The sequence below is a fragment of the Thiohalomonas denitrificans genome, assembly GCF_016841685.1.
In the GTDB taxonomy this organism is placed as follows: Bacteria; Pseudomonadota; Gammaproteobacteria; order Thiohalomonadales; family Thiohalomonadaceae; genus Thiohalomonas; species Thiohalomonas denitrificans_A.
On record NZ_JAENYR010000024.1, the window covers coordinates 22,633 to 42,790 of the forward strand.

Sequence of the window (20,158 nt, forward strand, 5' to 3'; positions counted from 1 at the left end):
GCTACCCTTTTTTCAGTTCTTCGAGTTCTTTTTCCAACGACCGAATCCGACGCGCCATATTGTCCAGCTGTTTGAAGCGAACAAAATTCTTCTGCCACCGCTCACTCGTCTCAAGCGGCACACCAGCGGAATACATGCCGGGCTTTTTGACTGATTTGGTCACCAGCGACATCGCCGTGATGGTCACACGGTCGGCGATCTCCAAATGACCCAGGATCCCCACGCCGCCGGCGATGGCACAGTGCTTTCCAATGACCGCACTGCCGGCAATACCGACGCACGCAGCCACTGCGCTATGAGCCCCTATCCGTACGTTGTGTGCGATCTGTACCAGGTTATCGAGCTTTACGCCTTCCTCGATGACCGTGTCGTTTACCGCACCCCGGTCGATTGTGGTGTTTGCCCCCACTTCCACATCGTTCCCAATCACCACGGCGCCGAGTTGATGAACCTTTAGCCAGCGTCCGGCATCATTGGCAAAGCCAAAACCGTCGCTGCCAATGACCGCCCCGGCATGTATCACGCCACGCCGACCGATATGGCACCCGTAATAGATTGAGGCATTGGCAACCATCCGGGTTTCCTCTCCGACAACGCAATCGGAGTCGATGAAACAGCCGGGGCCAATCACCACACCTGCGCCGATTCGGGAACGTGGTCCAATAACGACATTAGGCCCGATTGCGGCGCTCGGATGGACTTCAGCGGTCTGGTGGATCTGTGCAGTGCGATGCCGTCCCGGCTCGGGCGTTTCAGCCATGTCAAACAGCGCTGTAACACGCGCAAATGCCGCGTACGGATTATCGGCCACTAATGCAGCGACGGGACACGCGGAAAGAGACCCCTCGTCGAGGATAACGGCGGAAGCCCGTGTATCGGATAGCTGGCTTCGATACTTCGGATTCGACAAAAAGGCAATTTGCCCTTCATGTGCATCGGCCAACGTGCCGACACTTTCAATGATTAGTGAGGGCTTGCCTTCCAGCCGCGCGCCTGCCACTTCGGCCAGCGCTGCCAGTGAGTACTCCATGGTCTAAATAGTTACCGAATTGTCTACTACTGCGACGTTAGGCCACGGGGACAAGGATGTCCAGGAGTGGCTATATCCAGAGATAGCATTCCGCGAGAAGAGGCATCCAGGAGCGGGAGTAGACTGTTGCGACTCGGGTCTTGAATAACAATCCATTACGTTTTTTTGCGCTCCCGGTGCCTCTGCGGTGAGTTCATAGGATGCCCGGCTAGTTGTTCAACCGTTCTACGACGCTTTCGGTAATATCGACCTTGTCACTCGCGTACACGACACCCGCTTCGAGTACGAGGTCGTAGCCGTTTTCCTTGGCGAGGTCGGTGATCGCCTTTGCGACTTTGCGCTGCAGCTTGGAAAACTCTTCATTGCGGCGGATATTGAAATCTTCGTTAAACTCTTCCCGGGAACGCTTCAACTCACGACGTGCGGAAACGATATCCCGCTCGACTTTCCGGCGCTCGGATTCACTCATGATCGCCCCATCTCGCTCAAGCTTCTCCTCCAGCTCTTTCAGCGCACTGCCCGAGCTGGCCAACTTTTCGTCACGGGGTGCAAATTCCGTCTTGAGGCGGTCCCGTGCCTCCTGGGCCTGAGGTGCTTCTTTGAGGACCTCTGGGGTGTTCACGAATACCATACGAACACCTTGGGCTTGGACAGGAAATACGAAGCACGCGGCCAGTAAAGTTCCAGCCAAAACGCGTTTGCCACTAGCGGCCAATTTCATTCGGTACATATTCCCTTCCTGATCAGATTCAATCGTTAGAAAAGCGTGCCCAGAGTAAACTGGAACACCTCGGTCTCATCATCGGCTTCTTCATTCAGAGGCTGCGACAGGCTGAAGCTCATCGGCCCCATTGGCGTCAGCCAAACCAGCGAAAGCCCCGCCGAGTAGCGCAGCTCACCAAAATCGATATCCGATTCGGTAGTATCATAGACATTACCTGCATCGACAAAGGCACTCAAGCGGGTCGAACCCGCCTGTTCCCCAAAAGGTGAAGGGAAAATCAGCTCCGCATTCCCGAGTACACGGGCATTACCACCCAGCGGATCATCATTGGAATCCCGTGGGCCGAGACTGTTGCCCTGGTAACCACGCACGGTCCGACTGCCGCCGGCATAGAAATTCTCAAACGGCGGCAACTCGGAGGTGCCGCTGATGGCGTCACCATACCCAATTTCAGCTTCCCCCTTGAACGTAAGCCAATCACTGAGCGGAATATACTGCTCATGCTTTGCTCGCACTTTGAAGAAGCTGATATCGTTTTCCCCTGGCGCCGGAGCGGCGAATTCGCCTGACAGCATGCTCACTCCCCCGCGATCCGGGAACACCGTCTTGTTGCGGGTGTCCCGATTCCAACTTGGCGACAGACGGAAGGTACTGAATGCGCAATCGTCAAGCTGGGCAGTATCCTCGCAGAAACCCACTATTTCATCGGACGCATCTGTCCCCAGCTTCATCTCTGTCACGCGATAGTCCAGTCCCAGACGGTAGAAGCTGAATTCACTTAGCGGAACCCCGAAGGAGACCCCTGCCCCATAAGAGTCGGTCGTATATTCGGAGATATCCGCCTCCTCTGCATCGGTTTTTCGATAGGAGGCGCGGAGCGTCCGACTGATGCCGTCATCGGTAAAGTACGGGTTGGTGTGGCTGACGCTGTAGACGGTATTGACGTCGCTGGTATTCACTTCGATAGCCACGCGGTTGCCGGTCCCCAGGAAGTTATCCTGGTTGATGCTTCCCGACAGCAGCAGGCCTTCGGAGTCTCCATAACCTATCCCCAGGTTCAGACTACCGAAATTGGGGCGCTCTACCACGTTGTAATTGACGTCGACTTGATCCGGGCTGCCGGGCACCACGGGTGTTTCGACGTCGACCTGTTCGAAAAAGCCGAGTCGATCAATACGCTCGCGCGAGCGCTCCACGTTTTGGGTCGAAATCGGAGCGCTCTCCATCTGGCGGAGTTCGCGCCTCAGAACCTCATCCCGGGTTTTCAGATTACCGCTGATGTTGATACGGCGGACGTACACACGTTTGCCCGGATCCACAAAAAAGGTCAAATCGACCGTTTTCCGCTCGTCGTCGATATCGGGGATGGGATTGACGTTGGCAAACGCATACCCTTCATCTCCGAGGCGCTCACTGATCCCCCGAGCACTTTGGTTCACCCGCCTGCGGGAGAAGACTTCCCCCTCCCGGACTTCGATCAGCTCACGGATTTGTTGTTCGGGGAGGACGGTGTCACCACCCAGGGCGACCTCGCCGATCCGGAACTGTTCACCTTCGCTGATATTGATGGTGATGTACACGTCCTGCTTGTCAGGAGTGATCGAAACCTGAGTGGAATCGACCGAGAAATTGATATAGCCCCGATTCAGGTACCAGGAGCGCAACGTCTCCAGATCGGCCCCAAGTCGCTGTTTCGAATATTGATCCCGGTCGGAAAACCAGGAAAAAAACGGCTTGGTACCGAGCTCGAACTTGTCGAGCAACTCATCTTCGTCAAAGACATCGTTTCCGACGATATTGATCCGTTTGATTTTTGCGGCTTCGCCTTCGCCGACCCGGATGTTCACCGCCACGCGATTCCGTTCCAGCGGCGTCACTTCGGACTCGACCCGGGCGCTGTACTTTCCCAGGTTCAGATACTGCCGTTTCAGCTCCTGTTCGACCCGATCCAGCATCGAGGGATTGAATACACGTCCCTCCGCGAAACCAATCTGTTTAAGGCTCTCCAGCAACTGTTCGGAGGGGATATCTTTATTGCCTTCCAAGTCAATGCTGGCAATGGCGGGGCGCTCTTCGACGAAGACAATCAGCGTATTCCCATCCCGCTCCAGAACGACATTTTCAAAAAAGCCGGTTCCGAACAGTGCACGGATGGCCTCGCTGGAGCGACTTTCGGTCAGCCGCTCCCCTTGCTCCACCGGGAGATAGTTAAAGACCGTACCGACGGAAATCCGTTGCAGACCTTCAACCTGGATGTCTTCAACCAAAAATGGCTCAAAGCCCCATGCCGACTGTATGGAGGCAGCAAACAACACTAAGACCGCCACAGGGCGGAGAAAGGATTTCGGAAACGCCATCTATTTTTATCTCACCCGGCCAAACGGACCAAGTCGTTGTAAAAAGCCAAAGTCATCAGGGCGATGATTATCGCTATGCCAATCCGCTGGCCGACAGACTCCGTCGTCTCCGAGACGGGACTGCCCTTGACCGTTTCCACCAGATAGAACATCAGGTGCCCCCCATCGAGGACCGGGATTGGTAAAAGATTCAACACGCCGAGGCTGATACTAACAATTGCGAGGAAAGATAGAAATCGACTGAAACCCGCATAGGCGGAATCCCTGGCATAGCGGGCGATGGTGATGGGACCGCTGATGCTCTCTGTCGAAACCCGTCCGATCACCATTTCGCCCAGCATGCGAAGGGTCAGGCTGGACATCTCCCAGGTCCGGCTGATGGAAGACCCGACGGCCTCAACCGGTCCCTGCTGCCACTTACTGCTCAGTGCGGCCGCTTGCGACGGGTCGATCTTCACCTGCGCTCCGATCTGGCCGACTGCCCCCTGCTCCGTTTCGACCCGCGCCGGCCGGATCTCGATCTCAATGCGTTCACCGTCTCGCAGCAGACTGAAGGTGAGCGCTTCCCCCGGACTATCCCGAATGGCCTCGACCATCGTCTGCCAATCATCCACCGGCTGACCGGCGATGGCGACCACCTCATCCTCCGGCAGCAGCCCCGCGGCTTCCGCCGGTGACCCCCCTTGAACCTCACCGATAACCGGCTGCAGATCGGGCCTTTGAGGGCGCAGACCAATGCTAGAGACCAGCTCCTCCGGCTTGACCTCCCGCCCGGCACGCTCCAGGGGGAGGTGCCTGGTTTCTGTCCTGCCGTCGGTGCGTACGGTCAGCTCGACCGGCTCTCCGAGCAGCAGTTTGGGAAGCAATCGATCGAACACTGCATCCCACGTTGGAGTCTCTTCGCCACCGACGGCGATGATTTCCTGGCCCGGGCGCAGATCGGCCCTGGCGGCAGGTGTGTCCTTCACCACTTCACCCACGATCGGCTTGACGCCGGGAATACCATTGACAAACATCAACCAAAACGCAAAAACGGCAAACAGGAAATTGAAGAACGGACCGGCGGCCACAATCGCAAACCGCCTTGCCACGCTCTTCCGATTGAAGGCGCGATCCAGCTCCTCCTCGGGCACCTCTACTTCGCGCTCGTCCAGCATTTTGACGTAGCCACCGAGGGGAATGGCGGCCACCACGTATTCCGTGCCGTCCGCCGCCATGCGTTTCCAGAGCGGACGGCCAAAGCCGATGGAGAAGCGAATCACCTTGACCCCCATCCGCCGCGCCACCCAAAAGTGACCGAATTCATGGACAGCGATGAGAACACCAAGGGCAACGACCAGTGCGAGGACTGAACCGAGAAAAGCGATCATAAGGCTCCGGGATAGCTGAGACGGATCCACTCACTCGTCACTCGACGAGCGGCGGCATCCTCCTCGAAGATAGTCGTGAGGTCTTCCGCCTCCCGTCGGGGGAGTGCACCCAGCGTATACTCGATGGACTGAGGAATCGCCGTAAACGGAATACTACCCTCGAGAAAGGCAGCAACAGCGATTTCATTGGCTGCATTCAGCACGGCCGGGCACGTTCCGCCCGCGTCCATTGCCTCACCCGCCAGACGCAGGCAAGGAAAGCGTTGCAAGTCCGGGGGCTCGAAGTCGAGACGCGCCACCTGAAAGACGTCGAGGCTCTCCACGCCGGAACGGATCCGTTCGGGCCAGGCCAATGCATGGGCAATCGGGGTCCGCATGTCGGGATTGCCCATCTGTGCGATTACCGAACCGTCGATATACGACACCATTGAATGAATAATGCTCTGTGGGTGCAGCACCACCTGAATGCGATCCGTACGGGTACCGAATAGCCAGCAGGCCTCAATGACCTCCAGCCCCTTGTTCATCATTGTGGCCGAGTCGACCGAAATCTTTCGGCCCATCGACCAATTGGGGTGGGCAACCGCCTGCTCGGGGGTGACCTGTCCCAGTTCCGATAATGGCAGATTCCGGAACGGACCACCGGACGCAGTCAACAGGATGCGATTGATACCAACCTTATCCAGCCCCCTCGCAAAATCGTGCGGCATGCACTGGAAAATAGCGTTATGTTCGCTGTCGATGGGCAGCAGTTCGGCGCCGTTTCGGCGCACCTCCTCCATGAACAGGGCACCGGACATCACCAGCGCCTCCTTGTTGGCCAGGAGTATACGCTTGCCCGCCCGGGCCGCAGCCAGACTCGGGCGCAATCCGGCCGCCCCGACGATGGCAGCCATGACAACTTCCGCTTCGTCCAGAGCCGCCACGGTCTCGAGTCCCTTCTGGCCGGCGAGTACTTCCACCTCGGGCGCCAGCTCCCGCAGAAGTACGGCGAGCTGCTCGGCTGCGGTCTCATCGACCATGGCCGCATAGCGAGGGCGAAAGGCAACGCACTGCTCCACCAGGCGGTCCACCCGGGAATTGGCGGTCAGCGCGACCACCCGGTAGCGATTCGGATGACGGGACAGCACATCCAGAGTACTCATACCGATGGACCCTGTGGCCCCCAGAACCGTTACGCCAATCATGTCCAGGCCCTCAGTCCGTAAAGGCCCAGTGCAAAGACCGGGGCGGCCGCCGTCAGGCTATCGATGCGGTCGAGAATACCCCCGTGTCCCGGAAGCAGACCGCCGCTGTCTTTAACATTCATCATGCGTTTGAACATACTTTCGGAGAGGTCACCCAACACCGAAGAGGCGATAGTGAGGCCGCACAGGAAGAGAAAACCGGGCAGCATGACCTCCGGCCGCAACCAGAACCACCCGACCGCCCCCGCCGCCAGAGCTACCGCGACGCCCCCGGCAACGCCCTCCCAGGTTTTCCCGGGGCTCACCCGGGGCGCCAGGCGATGGCGTCCCCAACGGCGTCCAGCAAAGTAGGCGCCGGTATCAGCGCCCCAGATCAGAACCACCAGCAGCAACACGAAGCCGGGACCCGGCGCCCGCTGCAGAATGACCAGGCATCCCCAGGCCGGCACCAGTACCAGGACACCGGCCAGTGCCCGGGTCGTACGGCTCTGCCGCAATGCCTTGATACCCGCGGGATAGCGAAGCACCGCCACCAGTGCTACTCCCCACCACGCCACCGCCGATACGCCGATGACGACGACACTGCTGGGCGCTGCAGTCAGCGGGTAGAGAATACCGATCAACAGCGCGACTGCAGCCATATACATGAAGCGTCCCGCATTCGAGTTCAAGCCGACCAGGCGGGTCCACTCCCAAGCTCCCAAAAGCATGATCACCCCAAGCAGGAGCGCAAAGAAGGCGGATGGCAGAGCGAGAATGGCCCAGGCTGCGAGCGGCGCCAGTATCAGCGCCGTGAGGATTCTCTGCTTAAGCACCCTCCTGCTCCACTTGGTCACCGGTCTTGCCGAACCGGCGCTGGCGCGAGGAAAACGAGTCCAGAGCGGCTTCGAAACCCGCCTCCCGGAACTCCGGCCACAGCATCGTGGTGAAATAGAGTTCAGTATAGGCCAGCTGCCAAAGCAGGAAATTGCTGATGCGCTGTTCACCACCAGTACGGATAAACAAATCCGGTTCGGGAAGCTCGCTCAGGACCAGGCGTGCCCCCAGGGCTGCCGGGGTAATATCCTCCGGCTGGATTTCACCGGCAGCGACGGCCCGGGCCATTGCTCGGGCGGCCTGAGTGATATCCCAGCGGCCCCCATAATTGACCGCGACCGCCAGCGTCAGGGCGGTATTGTTCCGGGTGAGCGCTTCGGCATCGGCGATGCGCCGTTGCAGCTCGGGTGAAAAGGCATCGATGTCACCCAGAATACGCAGCCGAATACCATTTTTATGCAGCTTGTCGACCTCTTTGTCGAGAGCCGTCATAAAGAGGTTCATCAGCAGTCCCACTTCTTCTTTGGGACGGCGCCAGTTTTCACTACTGAAGGCGAACAGGGTCAACGCCTCGATCCCATGCTGAAGAGATAGCTTCACCATGCTCCGAACCGATTCCAGGCCGGAGCGGTGTCCGGCAAAGCGCGGGAGGTGGCGCTGCTTGGCCCAGCGGCCGTTACCGTCCATGATGACGGCGACGTGCCGCGGCAAGCGCGTACGCGGGGTCGAACTGGTGTGTTCGTTCGCCATAATTGTGAATACCGAGAACAACGCCCGAAAAAAGGCGCTAACCGGCGTTCAGATTTCCATCAAATCTTTTTCTTTCGCTTCCAGAAGCGTGTCCACTTCTGCGACGTATGCGTCCGTCAACTTCTGGATGTCTTCTTCGGCCTTGCGAGCCTCATCCTCCGAGATTTCCTTCTCTTTGAGTAGTGCTTTGAAATCACCATTGGCATCGCGGCGGATATTGCGGATTGCCACTTTGGCGTGTTCCCCTTCCTGGCGAACCAGCTTGCCCATATCACGACGACGCTCTTCGGTCAGGGCCGGCAGCGGCACTCGAATGACGGAGCCGGAAGTCGCCGGATTGAGTCCCAGGTCGGAGGTCATGATCGCCTTCTCTACCTTCTGGACCATAGGTTTCTCCCAAGGGGTCACCGTCAAGGTACGGGCATCCTCGCTGGAGATGTTGGCCACCTGGCTAAGAGGAACCTCCGAGCCATAGTATTCGACCATGACGTGGTCGAGGAGACTCGGCTGCGCACGTCCCGTACGCAGCTTGGAAAGTTCGTTCCGGAGCGCTTCGATACTTTTTTTCATACGCGCTTCGGCGTCTTTCTTGACATCATTAATCATGCGCTGTCTCCCCGTTCAACCAAGGTGCCTTCGTCTTCGCCCCGTAAAATACGCATCAACGCACCCGGCTTGTTCATGTCAAAAACCCGTAACGGCATGTTGTGATCCCGACAGAGAACCATTGCGGTCAGATCCATGACGCCCAGATTCTTCGCCAGCACCTCATCATAGGTTAGCCGTGAATAGCGGGTCGCCGAGGGATCCTTGACCGGATCGGCACTGTACACCCCATCCACCTTGGTCGCCTTCAGAACCAGATCGGCGCCGATTTCGATCCCCCGCAGCGTAGCAGCGGTGTCGGTGGTGAAAAACGGGTTTCCGGTTCCTGCGGCGAAGATGCACACCCGGTGTTTCTCGAGGTGCCGGATTGCGCGTCGCCGCACGTAATCCTCACAGACCTGGTGGATCGGCAGTGCTGACATGACCCTCACGGCCAGATCCTCGTGCTCCAGGGCATCCTGAATAGCCAGAGCATTAATCACCGTGGCGAGCATGCCCATGTGGTCCGCGGTGGCGCGCTCCATCCCTCCGGCCGCCAGACTGACGCCCCGAAAGATATTACCGCCACCGATGACCAAAGCGACCTGGGCGCCGGCCTCCACAGCCTCGGCCACCTCCCTGGCGGTGCGTTTGGCGACCGCCGGGTCGATGCCGAACCCCTGCTCTCCCATCAGCGCTTCGCCGCTGAGCTTGAGCAGGATCCTTTTATAGGGAAATGTGGTCGCGTCGGCGTTGCCCATCGGTCAGGTACCGCGGGCCTGGGCCATGACTTCCTCGACGAAGTTGTCGACCTTCTTCTCGATACCCTCGCCCACTTCGAAGCGGCGGAAGCTGACCACCTTGGCGCCCTTATCCTTTAGGAGCTTTTCGACCGTGGTATCCGGATCTTTCACGAATGGCTGACCCAGCAGGGTTATCTCCTTGAGGGCCTTCTTCACCCGGCCTTCGACCATCTTTTCGATGATCTCCTGCGGCTTGCCGCTCTCTGCGGCCTGGGCCATGAAAATCTCCCGCTCCTTCTCGATCATCTCGGAGGGTACATCGTCGGAGGAGATGTGCTGTGGCTTGCTGGCGGCGATGTGCATCGCCAAATCGCGACCCAGCTCTTCATCGCCCCCTTCCAGCTCCGTCACCACACCGATACGGGTTCCGTGAAGATAAGTGGCCAGTGTACCGGAGGTCTGAAAGGTCACGAAGCGACGCACGGCCATATTTTCGCCCAGCTTGGCGATCAGCGTTTTCGTGGCATCGCCGACATTGGTGTCATCGCCGTGCTTCAGCGGCATGGCAAGCAACGCCTCCAGATCGTCGGGATCGCTGGCCAGCACCCGTTCGGCGACGGCGTTAGCGAAGTCCTGAAAGTCCTCGTTCTTGGCCACGAAGTCGGTTTCGCAGTTGATCTCGACCATGGCTGCCCGCTTACCGTCGTCACTCATCTTGACCGTAATCAGGCCCTCGGCCGCGGTACGTCCGGCCTTCTTGTCAGCCTTGGCCAGGCCGGTCTTGCGCATATGTTCGATTGCGGCATCGATATCGCCATCCGTCTCCACCAGCGCCTTTTTGCACTCCATCATGCCGGCACCGGTGCGTTCACGAAGCTCCTTTACCTGCGCAGCAGTAATCGCCATTGTTCGTAGTCCCCTTTGAGAATTTTTCCAAACAGGTGGCTCAGCCGCCCGGGACGACTCCAAAAAAGGGGGCGAAGCCCCCCTTCCTGAACATCTCTTTCGAGCGGTCGCCCGAGATTACTCGGAGGCCTGCTCGCCTTCGGTAACCTCGATGAACTCGTCGGTCCCGCCTTCGGTAACCGGTGCGGTGGCAGCCTTGCCCTCCAGTATGGCGTTGGCAGCGCCCGCCACATAGAGGCTGATAGCGCGAATCGCATCATCGTTACCGGGAATTACGTAGTCGACGTCAGATGGGTCGCAGTTGGTATCCACCGCGGCCACGACCGGGATGCCCAGTTTCTTGGCTTCGCTGATGGCATTCTTCTCGTGACCGACATCGATGACGAACATCGCATCGGGCAGACCGCCCATGTCCTTGATGCCGCCGAGACTGCGATCCAGCTTTTCCTTCTCGCGCTGGCGCATCAGCGCCTCTTTCTTGACCAGTTTGGCCAGGGTGCCGTCCTGCTCCTGAGCCTCAAGGTCCTTCAAGCGCCGGATGGACTGCTTGACGGTCTTGAAGTTGGTCAGCATGCCGCCCAACCAGCGATAATCCACATAGGGCATACCGCAACGTTCCGCTTCCTGCTTGACGATGTCACGGGCCTGGCGCTTGGTGCCGACGAACAGGATCTTGCCCTTGTTCGAGGCCAGCTTGCCAAGATAATTCATTGCGTCGTTATAGAGCGGCAGCGACTTCTCGAGATTGATGATGTGAATCTTGTTACGCTGACCGAAGACGTACGGCACCATCTTCGGGTTCCAGTAACGGGTCTGGTGACCGAAGTGGACACCGGCCTCCAGCATCTGACGCATGGTCACATTAGCCATGTAAAAGTCTCCTCATTTGGGTTGGTCCTCCATGCACCCTCGGATATCGACCCCTTACGGGGGCACCCGGACACCCGTGACGGCGCATGTGTGGATTTTATTCGACCCTGGCGCGAGCCGGAGCCGTTTTCGTTTGCCTACAAAAGCGCGCCTTTATACCATATCCGTAACGGCACAACAATTGCCGACGCCTTTTCACAGACAACCCGCCGAACCGGCAGCGCCCCGCCGGACAAACCCACAAATTGCAGGACTTTCAAACACATGGCTGTCCATATCAAGACGCCCGAAGAGATCGAAAAGATGCGTATTGCCAGCCGGCTGGCCGCCGAGGTGCTGGAAATGATCGCACCGCACGTCCAACCCGGCGTTACCACCGGCGAACTGGACCGTATCTGCCACGACTACATCGTCGAGGAGCAGCAGGCGATCCCGGCGCCCCTCAACTACCACGGTTTCCCCAAGTCTATCTGTACCTCCGTCAATCACCAGGTCTGTCACGGGATTCCCGGCGATAAGGCTCTCAAGAAGGGGGATGTGGTCAATATCGATATCACCGTCATCAAGAATGGCTACCATGGCGATACCAGCCAGATGTTCTTTGTCGGCGAAGCGAGCGTAAAGGCCGAGCGGCTGGTACGTGTGGCCCGGGAGGCGATGATCACCGGGATCAGAATGGTCCGGCCCGGCATCCGTCTGGGGGATATCGGCCATGCGATCCAGGAATACGCCGAAAAACACCGCTACTCGGTGGTTCGCGAATACTGCGGCCACGGCATCGGTCAGCAGTTTCATGAAGACCCGCAGGTCCTCCACTACGGCGAACCCGGCACCGGTATAGTGCTCGAGGCGGGGATGACCTTCACTATCGAACCGATGATCAATGCCGGAAAACGTTTTGTTAAGCTGCTGCCGGATAACTGGACCGTGATCACCAAGGACCGCACCCTCTCCGCCCAGTGGGAGCACACCATCCTGGTCACCGAAACGGGCTATGAGGTACTGACCCTCCGCAAAGGCGAGGAGATCTAGTGTCCCTTGCGCTGTTCGATTCCGAGGCCTTCGACAGCGCCCTGACGGCCGGAAGTCCGCCGCTTGCGCTGTTTCGGGATACCGTCAGGTCCGCGCGAACCGCACTGGAACAGCGCTTTCTGGCCGGAGATTCGGTAGTCGAGTTGGTGACGGCCCACGCCCGCTTCGTGGACCGGCTTCTGGAAAGGGCCTGGGCGCTCCACTTCGACGACACGACAGACGATCTCTGCCTGGTGGCCGTTGGCGGCTACGGCCGCGGCGAGCTGCATCCCCACTCCGATGTGGACTTGATGATCCTGGCCGAAACCGGGGCTATCCACCGCTTCCGGGAGAAGCTCGAGAATTTTCTGCTGTTCCTGTGGGATATCGGCCTGGAGGTGGGACACAGCGTCAGAACCGTCGAACAGTGCGTGGAGGAGGCAGAGGGGGATATCACCGTCGCCACCAACCTCATGGAGTCGCGGCTACTAATTGGGCCTCGAGCACTCTATGAGACCATGCGCGAGCGAACCAGTCAGGAGCATGTCTGGCCAGGCCCTGCGTTTTTCGAGGCCAAGTGGGAGGAGCAGATCGCCCGCCACCACAAGTTCAACGACACCGCCTACAACCTGGAACCCAACGTCAAGGAGGGCCCCGGCGGCCTGCGCGATATCCAGATGATCGGCTGGGTGGCCAAGCGCCACTACGGCGCCGAAACCCTGCATGACCTGGTGGGCCACGGCTTTCTGACGGCTTCCGAATACCGGGCGTTGAGCGATGGACAGGCCTTCCTCTGGAGGGTCCGTTTCGGCCTGCACATCCTCAGCGGACGCCGTGAAGATCGTCTACTGATCGACCACCAGCGCACGCTGGCCATCCAGTTCGGCTTTCGGGACGACGAATCCCGTCTGGCGGTCGAGCACTTCATGAAGGAGTACTACCGAACGGTAATGGAACTGGAGCGGCTCAACGAGATGCTGCTGCAGCTGTTTCAGGAGGAGATACTCTATGGAGATCAACCCGCCGACCCGGTCTCCATCAGCAAGCGCTTTCAGCTACGTAAGGGCTTTCTCGAGACCACCTCCGACCAGGTGTTCCGGCGCTATCCGTTCGCATTACTGGAGCTGTTCCTGGTACTGGTGCAGCACCCCAATGCAAAAGGGGTGCGGGCCGAGACCATCCGACAGATCCGCAACCACCTCTATCTCATCAATACCGAATACCGTGCGGACCTGCGCTGCCGCAGCCTCTTTATGGAGATCCTGCGCCAGCCGCGGGGGATCACCGATGCCCTGCACCGCATGAATCGCTATGGTGTCCTCGGCGCCTACCTGCCCGTATTCGGACGGGTGGCGGGCCAGATGCAGCACGATCTGTTTCACGTCTATACGGTCGACGAACACACGCTTTTCGTAGTCCGCAACCTGCGTCGTTTCGCCGTCCCGGAGCACGCCGGGGAATTCCCCCTCTGCAGCCGGCTCATTCAGCGTATCGCCAAACCGGAGCTCCTCTACATTGCCGCCCTGTTCCACGATGTCGCCAAGGGGCGCGGCGGAGACCATTCCCAACTGGGAGCGGAAGACGCCGCGACCTTCTGCACCCACCACCTGCTGTCGAAATACGACACGCACCTGGTCGCCTGGCTGGTCCGCAACCATCTGCTGATGTCCACCACTGCCCAGCGCAAGGACATCTCCGACCCGGATATCATCAACGAATTCGCGGCACAGATGGGCGCTCAAATCCGACTGGATTATCTCTATCTGCTGACCGTGGCCGATATCCGTGCCACCAGCCCCGGCGTCTGGAACTCCTGGAAGGATGCGCTGCTGGCCGAGCTCTACTATGCCGCTCGCAAGGCGCTGCGCCGGGGCCTCACCAATCCCATCGTCAAAGAGGAATTGATTGAAGAGACCCAGCGCGAGACTATCCGGCTTCTCGAAGCGAGCGATGTCGACATGGATGCGGTGTCACGGTTTTGGGACCGTCTGACCGACGACTATTTCCTTCGCTACTCGGTCGATGAAATCGCCTGGCACAGCCGGGCCATCGCCGAAAATGCCCAGCCGGACCGGCCACTGGTGCTACTGCGGCGAAAAACCCAGCGGGGAGGAACCGAGGTCTTTGTCTTTACCCGCATTCGGGAGCACCAGTTCACGATCACCACCACCGCCCTCGACCAACTGGGCCTGACCGTGGCCGACGCACGCATCATTCCCTCCAAAGATGGTTACACGCTGGACACCTACATCGTTCTGGAGGAATCGGGCGAACCCATTGAAGAGCCTGGGCGCGAACGCGAGATCCGTGAGCGCCTGACCTATCTCCTGGCGCACCCGGAAGAGACGCCTGCCAGGGTGCGCCGCCGGGTTGCCCGACAGCTCACGCACTTCAATCTACCCACTCAGGTCACGTTCCAGAATGACCTGCGCAACGGCCGAACGATTATGGAAGTAGTCGCGGCCGACCGCCCCGGGCTGCTGGCCGAGATTGGCCGGGCCCTGACCGAATGCGGGGTACTGCTGCAGGACGCAAAGATCGCCACCTTCGGGGAACGGGTGGAAGATGTCTTCATGGTTGCCGATAAAAACGGCGAACTCCTGCGTGATGAGCAAAAAACCCGCTGCCTGCGGCAGCGCATCTGCGAGAGGCTCGATCGGGAGTGAATTCGAACGGAATTACAGCGAAACGGAGTGCCAGTGCCCCAAGCCACCCTGCGCCGGCGTAGGCACACCGCTGATGCGGGTCGTTCCGGTTCAGTCTGAGGGACGCCTCGCGGTCGCAAACACGCCGGTTTCAGCCTGCGGGCGGGAGCGAGAGGCTGAGTCCCGGATCGGCGGGGCGGTCAGTGCGGCGATGCCGGCCCGTATACGAGCTGACCGTCGACTACGCTGGCGGCAGTTGTATAGGGATGCTCCACGACTTTCGTCGGCGACATGATGTGGAGCACGAGGATACCCGCGCTCTTGAGGTCGTCGGCGATCAGCGCGCGGTGACAGCGCCACCACACCGCCTCCGAGCACAGGAGGGCGGTGCGACCGTGGGCCACCATCTGTAGCAGCCGAGCGCGTCCGCTGCGGTAGCTCTCGGTCTGCATGTAGTCGGCGTAGGCGCGGAACGCCGGGTTGCGCCACACGGTGTTGATGGAGCCGGGGTTGGACCTGCGGCGTCCGCCCAGTTCGATAATGTGCTGATAGGCCAGGCCGGACGTGGCCAGCCGCTGGGGCAGTTCCTCCTGGCCGAACTGCGGGTGCTTGCGTGAGCCGGGGAAGCGGCGCACATCCGCCACCTGCTCAATACGCTGCGAGCGCAGCAGAGTGAGAAATTCCCCCCAGCTCCGGTTCGAGTGCCCGAGCGTCCAGATCGCCATCATCAGCGGACCGGCTCCAGTGCCGAATCCTTGTGCATGGCAATGTGATCGCTCTTGTCACTGCGGATTTCGTACTGGGGCTCGTCCTCGCTGGCGCGCCGACGATGGCCCCTGTACTCGGCGTCCCGGGTGTGAACGTGGATGATGCGGCCGGTGACGTAGCCGGCCTCCGAGTTCCAACGCACGTGATCGCCAACCTTGAAGCGTCTTGCCATAGCTACCTCCTCCGGAACTTGGCAGATGCCAGCTAGCAACTTCATTCCCTTCTCTCATCCAGTATAATGGTGGTTTTGCCGTGAACCGACGCCATGAACCCGGATCTCGAAAAACTACAGCCCTATCCCTTCGAGAAGCTGAATTCTCTGAAGACCGGTGTACGGCCGCCCGCAGACAAGCCCCACATCGCCCTGTCTATCGGCGAGCCCAAGCACCAGCCGCCGGCGTTCGTCATCGAAGAGGTGATTACGCACCTGCATGGGCTGGCCAATTACCCCGTTACCAAGGGGCGTCCGGAGTTGCGCGCCGCCGCAGGGGGCTGGCTGACCCGCCGCTTCGGGCTGCCGGTGGACAGTATCGACCCGGAGGCTAACCTGCTTCCGGTAGCGGGTACCCGTGAGGCCCTGTTCGCATTCGCCCAGGCCGTCGTGGATCGCTCACGGTACCCGCTGGTGCTGGCGCCCAATCCCTTCTATCAAATCTACGAAGGTGCCGCGCTGCTGGCCGGGGCCACGCCTTTTTTCCTGAACACCACGGCGGAAAACCGGTTCCTCCCGGACCTGGATGCGGTCACGGCCGATGTCTGGCAGCGCACCCAGCTCATCTACCTGTGCAGTCCCGGCAATCCGACGGGTGCCGTGATGCCGGTGGAGCAGTTGCAGAGGCTGATTCGGCTGGCGGACGAGCACGATTTCATCATCGCCTCCGACGAGTGTTATTCCGAACTCTATTTCGAGGAGGATGCACCGCCGCCCGGCCTGCTTCAGGCTGCCGCGGCAATGGGCCGTGACGATTACCGCCGCTGTGTGGTATTCCACAGCCTCTCCAAGCGTTCCAATCTCCCCGGCCTGCGCTCCGGCTTCGTGGCCGGAGACCGCGAGCTCCTGCGCCGTTTTCTGCACTACCGCACCTATCAGGGCTGTGCACTGCCGCCGCCCACCCAGGCGGCCAGCATCGTCGCCTGGCAGGATGAAACCCATGTAAAGGCCAACCGCGACCTTTACCGGGCGAAATTCGACGCCGTTTTGGATATCCTCCAGCCGGTCCTCGATATCGAACGACCGGATGCGGGCTTCTATCTGTGGCCCAAAACCCCGATCGCCGATACCGACTTCACCCGGGGGCTGTTCGAGCGACAGAACGTGACCGTCCTGCCCGGCAGCTATCTCTCCCGGGAGGCCCATGGTCTGAATCCGGGTGCCGGGCGAATACGCATGGCCCTGGTGGCGGAACTGGATGAATGTATCGAAGCGGCCGAACGTGTCCGCCGCTTCGTCGAGAGCCTTTAACTTCAAGAGATCTAACCACGGGGGGCACAGGGTTCACGGGGGCAACACCGCAAACCACAGAGAACACGGAGAAAATAATCTTCAAAAATGACTCTGTGCTCTCTGTGGTAAAAACCCCGTGCTCCCCGTATTCCCCGTGGTTAAGCCATTTGTCAATTTGGAAGGAAACAAGATGGAAGACATCAAGAACGTTATCGAGGAAGCCTTCGAGCACCGCGCCAACATCACGCCGCGCAGTGCCGAGCCTCAAGTGAAAGAGGCCGTCGAAGAGGCCATCCGCCTGCTGGACAGTGGCGAACAGCGGGTTGCGGAACGCCGCGGCGTGGGCGACTGGCAGGTCAACGAGTGGTTGAAGAAGGCGGTCCTGCTCTCCTTCCGCATCGAGGACAACCGCTACATGAAGGGCGGCTTCACCAACTATTTCGACAAGGTGCCGTCCAAATATGCCGACATGAACTCACGCGACTTCCGCGACTGCGGCGTACGCGTAGTCCCGCCTGCCTCGGCCCGACGCGGCTCCTATATCGCGCCCGGAGTGGTGCTGATGCCCTCCTATACCAATATCGGCGCCTACGTGGACTCCGGCACCATGGTCGACACCTGGGCGACCGTCGGCTCCTGTGCGCAGATCGGCAAGAATGTCCATCTCTCCGGCGGCGTCGGCATCGGAGGCGTTCTGGAGCCCCTGCAGGCGGCCCCGACCATCATCGAGGACAACTGCTTCATCGGCGCCCGCTCCGAGGTTGTCGAAGGGGTCATCGTCGAAGAGGGTGCGGTCATCTCCATGGGCGTCTACATCGGCCAGTCCACCCGCATCTACGACCGCGAAAAAGACGAAATCCTCTACGGCCGCATTCCCGCCGGTTCGGTGGTGGTCTCCGGAAACCTGCCGAGCAAGGATGGCAAGTACAGCCTGTACTGCGCGGTCATCGTCAAAAAAGTGGACGAGAAGACCCGCTCCAAGGTCGGTATCAACGAGCTGCTGCGGGATATCTGAGGGCTTTAACCACGGGGCGCACGGGGAACAAGGGGAACAAGGGGAACACGGCGAAACTGAAAGGTAACCACAGAGAAATTAAACGCACTTTTCAGTAGTTCTCTGTGGAGGCATCATGTTTTCCAAGGGTTGAAGTCCCCGTGCTCCCCGTGTCCCCCGTGGTTGGATCGAATCATGAGCAAAATCTACGGCATCAAAACCTGCGATACGGTGCGCAAGGCACGCAAGTGGCTACGCGGACACGGTATCGAGCATGACTTTCACGATTTCCGCGCCGACGGTCTGCCCGAAGAGCGATTGGCAATATGGGTTGGCGCTGTTGGCTGGGAGGCGCTGCTGAATCGGCGAGGTGTGGCCTGGCGCAAGCTGCCGGCCGAGAAGAGAGCCAATGTCGGTGAAGTGAAAGCACTGGAACTCATCCGCCAAGAGCCGACGCTGATAAAGCGCCCGGTGCTGGAGCACGAAGGAGGCGTGAAGGTAGGCTTCTCCGAAGACGACTACGCCGATCTCTTTCACTGAAGATTCACCGCAGAGACGCGGAGGAACGCAGAGAAAAGACTATGCAATTCTTCTTCTCTGTGCTCTCTGTGTCCTCTGTGTCCTCTGTGGCTAACTTTACAAAAAATTATCTCATGTCAGACACCCTCGACCTCGCCCGTGACCTGATCCGCCGCCGCTCCGTTACGCCCGAAGACGCCGGCTGTCAGCCCCTGTTGGCGGAGCGACTCGCGCCACTGGGTTTCCAGGCTGAGCACCTGCGCTTCGGCCAGGTGGACAATCTCTGGCTAAGGAAAGGTACGGAAGGTCCGGTATTCTGCTTCGCCGGCCACACCGACGTGGTCCCCACCGGCGCCGAGGCCAACTGGAGTCACCCGCCCTTCGATGCCGTGCTCGAGGATGGCGTACTGCACGGGCGCGGCACCGCGGACATGAAGGGCTCCATTGCCGCCTTCGTCACCGCCTGCGAACGCTTCCTGGCCCGAACTCCGGAGCCCCGGGGAAGCATCGCCTTTCTCATCACCAGCGATGAGGAGGGTCCGGCGCAGAATGGCACCGTCAAGGTGGTGGAGCACCTGGAGCAGCGCCGAGAGAGGATCGACTGGTGCCTGGTAGGCGAACCCTCATCCACCAACGAGGTGGGGGATGTGGTCAAGAACGGACGCCGCGGATCGCTGAACGGCCGTCTTCTGGTGCAGGGCACCCAGGGCCACGTCGCCTATCCGCACTTGGCCGATAACCCCATCCACCATCTGGCTCCGGCCCTGGATGCCCTCTGTCGGGAAGTGTGGGACGACGGCAATGAATTTTTCCCTCCGACCACCTTCCAGGTCTCCAATATCCATGGCGGGACCGGGGCGACCAATGTGATTCCCGGCGAGGTAGAGGCCCTTGTCAACTTCCGTTTCTCCACCGAAAGCAGCGCCGATGGGCTGAAGAAACGGGTCCATGCCATTCTGGATGCCCGTAACCTCAACTACTCGATCGACTGGTCGCTCTCGGGTGACCCGTTTCTCACCCCCCGCGGCGCACTCGTCGAGACCACCGTCGCCGCCATTCACGCGGCGACCGGCCGCGAACCCGATGTGAATACCGCAGGTGGCACCTCCGACGGGCGTTTCATCGCCCCCACCGGCGCCCAGGTCATCGAACTCGGACCGCTTAACGCCACCATTCACAAAGTAAACGAGCAGGTTCGCGTCGAGCACCTGGAGCAGCTTTCCGCCATCTACGAGAGGATCCTCGAGCGGCTTCTTGGGACGGAGGAATAAAATCAATCACCGATCAGGCCGAGCCGGGGCGGCCCTCCTACCGGGAACGAAGGCGACAGCCCCTTGGTAGGAGGCGCGCCCCCGCGGCGAGTCTCCGTCACGGACCGCATCGCGCCGGGGCGGCCCTCCTACCGGGAACGAAGGCGACAGCCCCTTGGTAGGAGGCGC

Annotated in this window: 19 protein-coding genes; 6 read left to right on the forward strand and 13 right to left on the reverse strand. The window is 59.9% G+C overall.

Translation table 11 applies throughout. The annotated features are described in order from the left end of the window. Position 1: 1 nt before the first annotated feature. From lpxD to rpsB, 11 genes are all read right to left on the reverse strand, one after another. Positions 2-1,030 carry a UDP-3-O-(3-hydroxymyristoyl)glucosamine N-acyltransferase gene (gene lpxD, locus Q7L05_RS07210; protein WP_303904081.1) on the reverse strand — a complete coding sequence of 343 codons (1,029 nt, stop codon included), beginning with the start codon at positions 1,028-1,030 and terminating at the stop codon, positions 2-4. A 208-nt stretch (positions 1,031-1,238) separates the two neighbouring features. Further along, the gene (locus tag Q7L05_RS07215) at positions 1,239-1,661 is read right to left on the reverse strand and encodes an OmpH family outer membrane protein (protein ID WP_303904084.1); all 423 of its coding nucleotides are present in this window, start codon (positions 1,659-1,661) and stop codon (positions 1,239-1,241) included. A gap of 125 nt (positions 1,662-1,786) precedes the next feature. Further along, positions 1,787-4,111 carry an outer membrane protein assembly factor BamA gene (bamA, locus tag Q7L05_RS07220; protein WP_411293325.1) on the reverse strand — a complete coding sequence of 775 codons (2,325 nt, stop codon included), beginning with the start codon at positions 4,109-4,111 and terminating at the stop codon, positions 1,787-1,789. An 11-nt stretch (positions 4,112-4,122) separates the two neighbouring features. Continuing rightward, a complete protein-coding gene (rseP, locus tag Q7L05_RS07225; RefSeq protein ID WP_317623107.1) occupies positions 4,123-5,481 on the reverse strand; it encodes an RIP metalloprotease RseP in 1,359 nt (452 codons plus the stop codon). Further along, positions 5,478-6,668 (reverse strand): 1-deoxy-D-xylulose-5-phosphate reductoisomerase, encoded by a 1,191-nt coding sequence (ispC, locus tag Q7L05_RS07230; RefSeq protein WP_303904091.1) that lies wholly within the window; start codon positions 6,666-6,668, stop codon positions 5,478-5,480. Before ispC ends, rseP begins: the two co-directional genes overlap by 4 nt. Continuing rightward, positions 6,665-7,483, reverse strand: a complete 819-nt coding sequence (locus tag Q7L05_RS07235; RefSeq protein ID WP_303904094.1) for a phosphatidate cytidylyltransferase — start codon at positions 7,481-7,483, stop codon at positions 6,665-6,667. The genes ispC and Q7L05_RS07235 overlap by 4 nt, the downstream gene beginning before the upstream one ends. Then, complete coding sequence (gene uppS, locus Q7L05_RS07240) at positions 7,476-8,234, reverse strand: polyprenyl diphosphate synthase (RefSeq protein WP_303904097.1); 759 nt, start codon at positions 8,232-8,234, stop codon at positions 7,476-7,478. Before uppS ends, Q7L05_RS07235 begins: the two co-directional genes overlap by 8 nt. 48 nt (positions 8,235-8,282) lie before the next feature. Further along, the gene (gene frr / locus Q7L05_RS07245) at positions 8,283-8,840 is read right to left on the reverse strand and encodes a ribosome recycling factor (protein WP_303904100.1); all 558 of its coding nucleotides are present in this window, start codon (positions 8,838-8,840) and stop codon (positions 8,283-8,285) included. Next, on the reverse strand, positions 8,837-9,580 hold the full coding sequence (pyrH, locus tag Q7L05_RS07250; RefSeq protein ID WP_303904103.1) for a UMP kinase: 744 nt from the start codon (positions 9,578-9,580) through the stop codon (positions 8,837-8,839). Before pyrH ends, frr begins: the two co-directional genes overlap by 4 nt. A gap of 3 nt (positions 9,581-9,583) precedes the next feature. Continuing rightward, positions 9,584-10,468, reverse strand: coding sequence for a translation elongation factor Ts (gene tsf / locus Q7L05_RS07255; protein WP_303904107.1), 885 nt, complete (start codon positions 10,466-10,468; stop codon positions 9,584-9,586). 117 nt (positions 10,469-10,585) lie between these two features. Beyond that, the gene (rpsB, locus tag Q7L05_RS07260) at positions 10,586-11,338 is read right to left on the reverse strand and encodes a 30S ribosomal protein S2 (protein WP_303904110.1); all 753 of its coding nucleotides are present in this window, start codon (positions 11,336-11,338) and stop codon (positions 10,586-10,588) included. Positions 11,339-11,602: 264 nt separating this feature from the next. Between rpsB and map the strand changes: the two genes are divergently transcribed. Beyond that, complete coding sequence (gene map / locus Q7L05_RS07265; RefSeq protein ID WP_303904113.1) at positions 11,603-12,370, forward strand: type I methionyl aminopeptidase; 768 nt, start codon at positions 11,603-11,605, stop codon at positions 12,368-12,370. After that, positions 12,370-15,015, forward strand: a complete 2,646-nt coding sequence (gene glnD / locus Q7L05_RS07270) for a [protein-PII] uridylyltransferase (protein ID WP_303904116.1) — start codon at positions 12,370-12,372, stop codon at positions 15,013-15,015. Before map ends, glnD begins: the two co-directional genes overlap by 1 nt. Before the next feature lie 179 nt (positions 15,016-15,194). On the opposite strand, the gene Q7L05_RS07275 is transcribed toward glnD, so the two are convergent. Both Q7L05_RS07275 and Q7L05_RS07280 read right to left on the reverse strand, forming a co-directional pair. Then, positions 15,195-15,722: a DUF488 domain-containing protein gene (locus Q7L05_RS07275; RefSeq protein WP_303904118.1), complete on the reverse strand. Its 528-nt coding sequence runs from the start codon at positions 15,720-15,722 to the stop codon at positions 15,195-15,197. After that, entirely contained in the window at positions 15,722-15,934 is a 213-nt protein-coding gene (locus tag Q7L05_RS07280; protein ID WP_303904121.1) for a DUF2945 domain-containing protein, read from the reverse strand. The genes Q7L05_RS07275 and Q7L05_RS07280 overlap by 1 nt, the downstream gene beginning before the upstream one ends. Before the next feature lie 93 nt (positions 15,935-16,027). Between Q7L05_RS07280 and dapC the strand changes: the two genes are divergently transcribed. The 4 genes from dapC to dapE all read left to right on the forward strand — a co-directional run bounded on the left by dapC (position 16,028) and on the right by dapE (position 19,990). After that, positions 16,028-17,224 carry a succinyldiaminopimelate transaminase gene (gene dapC, locus Q7L05_RS07285; RefSeq protein WP_303904125.1) on the forward strand — a complete coding sequence of 399 codons (1,197 nt, stop codon included), beginning with the start codon at positions 16,028-16,030 and terminating at the stop codon, positions 17,222-17,224. A 172-nt stretch (positions 17,225-17,396) separates the two neighbouring features. Next, positions 17,397-18,221: a 2,3,4,5-tetrahydropyridine-2,6-dicarboxylate N-succinyltransferase gene (gene dapD / locus Q7L05_RS07290; RefSeq protein ID WP_303904128.1), complete on the forward strand. Its 825-nt coding sequence runs from the start codon at positions 17,397-17,399 to the stop codon at positions 18,219-18,221. 174 nt (positions 18,222-18,395) lie between these two features. Then, positions 18,396-18,740, forward strand: coding sequence for an arsenate reductase (locus Q7L05_RS07295; RefSeq protein WP_303904131.1), 345 nt, complete (start codon positions 18,396-18,398; stop codon positions 18,738-18,740). A 113-nt stretch (positions 18,741-18,853) separates the two neighbouring features. Next, positions 18,854-19,990 (forward strand): succinyl-diaminopimelate desuccinylase, encoded by a 1,137-nt coding sequence (gene dapE, locus Q7L05_RS07300; RefSeq protein WP_303904133.1) that lies wholly within the window; start codon positions 18,854-18,856, stop codon positions 19,988-19,990. The last annotated feature ends 168 nt before the right edge of the window (positions 19,991-20,158 follow it).

What these genes read in the sequence shown, in the direction of transcription:
- lpxD (WP_303904081.1), bottom strand. Translation starts at nt 1,030, where the DNA reads ATGGAGTACTCACTGGCAGCGCTGGCCGAAGTGGCAGGCGCGCGGCTG.
- Q7L05_RS07215 (WP_303904084.1), bottom strand. Translation starts at nt 1,661, where the DNA reads ATGGTATTCGTGAACACCCCAGAGGTCCTCAAAGAAGCACCTCAGGCC.
- bamA (WP_411293325.1), bottom strand. Translation starts at nt 4,111, where the DNA reads ATGGCGTTTCCGAAATCCTTTCTCCGCCCTGTGGCGGTCTTAGTGTTG.
- rseP (WP_317623107.1), bottom strand. Translation starts at nt 5,481, where the DNA reads ATGATCGCTTTTCTCGGTTCAGTCCTCGCACTGGTCGTTGCCCTTGGT.
- ispC (WP_303904091.1), bottom strand. Translation starts at nt 6,668, where the DNA reads ATGATTGGCGTAACGGTTCTGGGGGCCACAGGGTCCATCGGTATGAGT.
- uppS (WP_303904097.1), bottom strand. Translation starts at nt 8,234, where the DNA reads ATGGCGAACGAACACACCAGTTCGACCCCGCGTACGCGCTTGCCGCGG.
- frr (WP_303904100.1), bottom strand. Translation starts at nt 8,840, where the DNA reads ATGATTAATGATGTCAAGAAAGACGCCGAAGCGCGTATGAAAAAAAGT.
- pyrH (WP_303904103.1), bottom strand. Translation starts at nt 9,580, where the DNA reads ATGGGCAACGCCGACGCGACCACATTTCCCTATAAAAGGATCCTGCTC.
- tsf (WP_303904107.1), bottom strand. Translation starts at nt 10,468, where the DNA reads ATGGCGATTACTGCTGCGCAGGTAAAGGAGCTTCGTGAACGCACCGGT.
- rpsB (WP_303904110.1), bottom strand. Translation starts at nt 11,338, where the DNA reads ATGGCTAATGTGACCATGCGTCAGATGCTGGAGGCCGGTGTCCACTTC.
- map (WP_303904113.1), top strand. Translation starts at nt 11,603, where the DNA reads ATGGCTGTCCATATCAAGACGCCCGAAGAGATCGAAAAGATGCGTATT.
- Q7L05_RS07275 (WP_303904118.1), bottom strand. Translation starts at nt 15,722, where the DNA reads ATGATGGCGATCTGGACGCTCGGGCACTCGAACCGGAGCTGGGGGGAA.
- Q7L05_RS07280 (WP_303904121.1), bottom strand. Translation starts at nt 15,934, where the DNA reads ATGGCAAGACGCTTCAAGGTTGGCGATCACGTGCGTTGGAACTCGGAG.
- dapC (WP_303904125.1), top strand. Translation starts at nt 16,028, where the DNA reads ATGAACCCGGATCTCGAAAAACTACAGCCCTATCCCTTCGAGAAGCTG.
- dapD (WP_303904128.1), top strand. Translation starts at nt 17,397, where the DNA reads ATGGAAGACATCAAGAACGTTATCGAGGAAGCCTTCGAGCACCGCGCC.
- Q7L05_RS07295 (WP_303904131.1), top strand. Translation starts at nt 18,396, where the DNA reads ATGAGCAAAATCTACGGCATCAAAACCTGCGATACGGTGCGCAAGGCA.
- dapE (WP_303904133.1), top strand. Translation starts at nt 18,854, where the DNA reads ATGTCAGACACCCTCGACCTCGCCCGTGACCTGATCCGCCGCCGCTCC.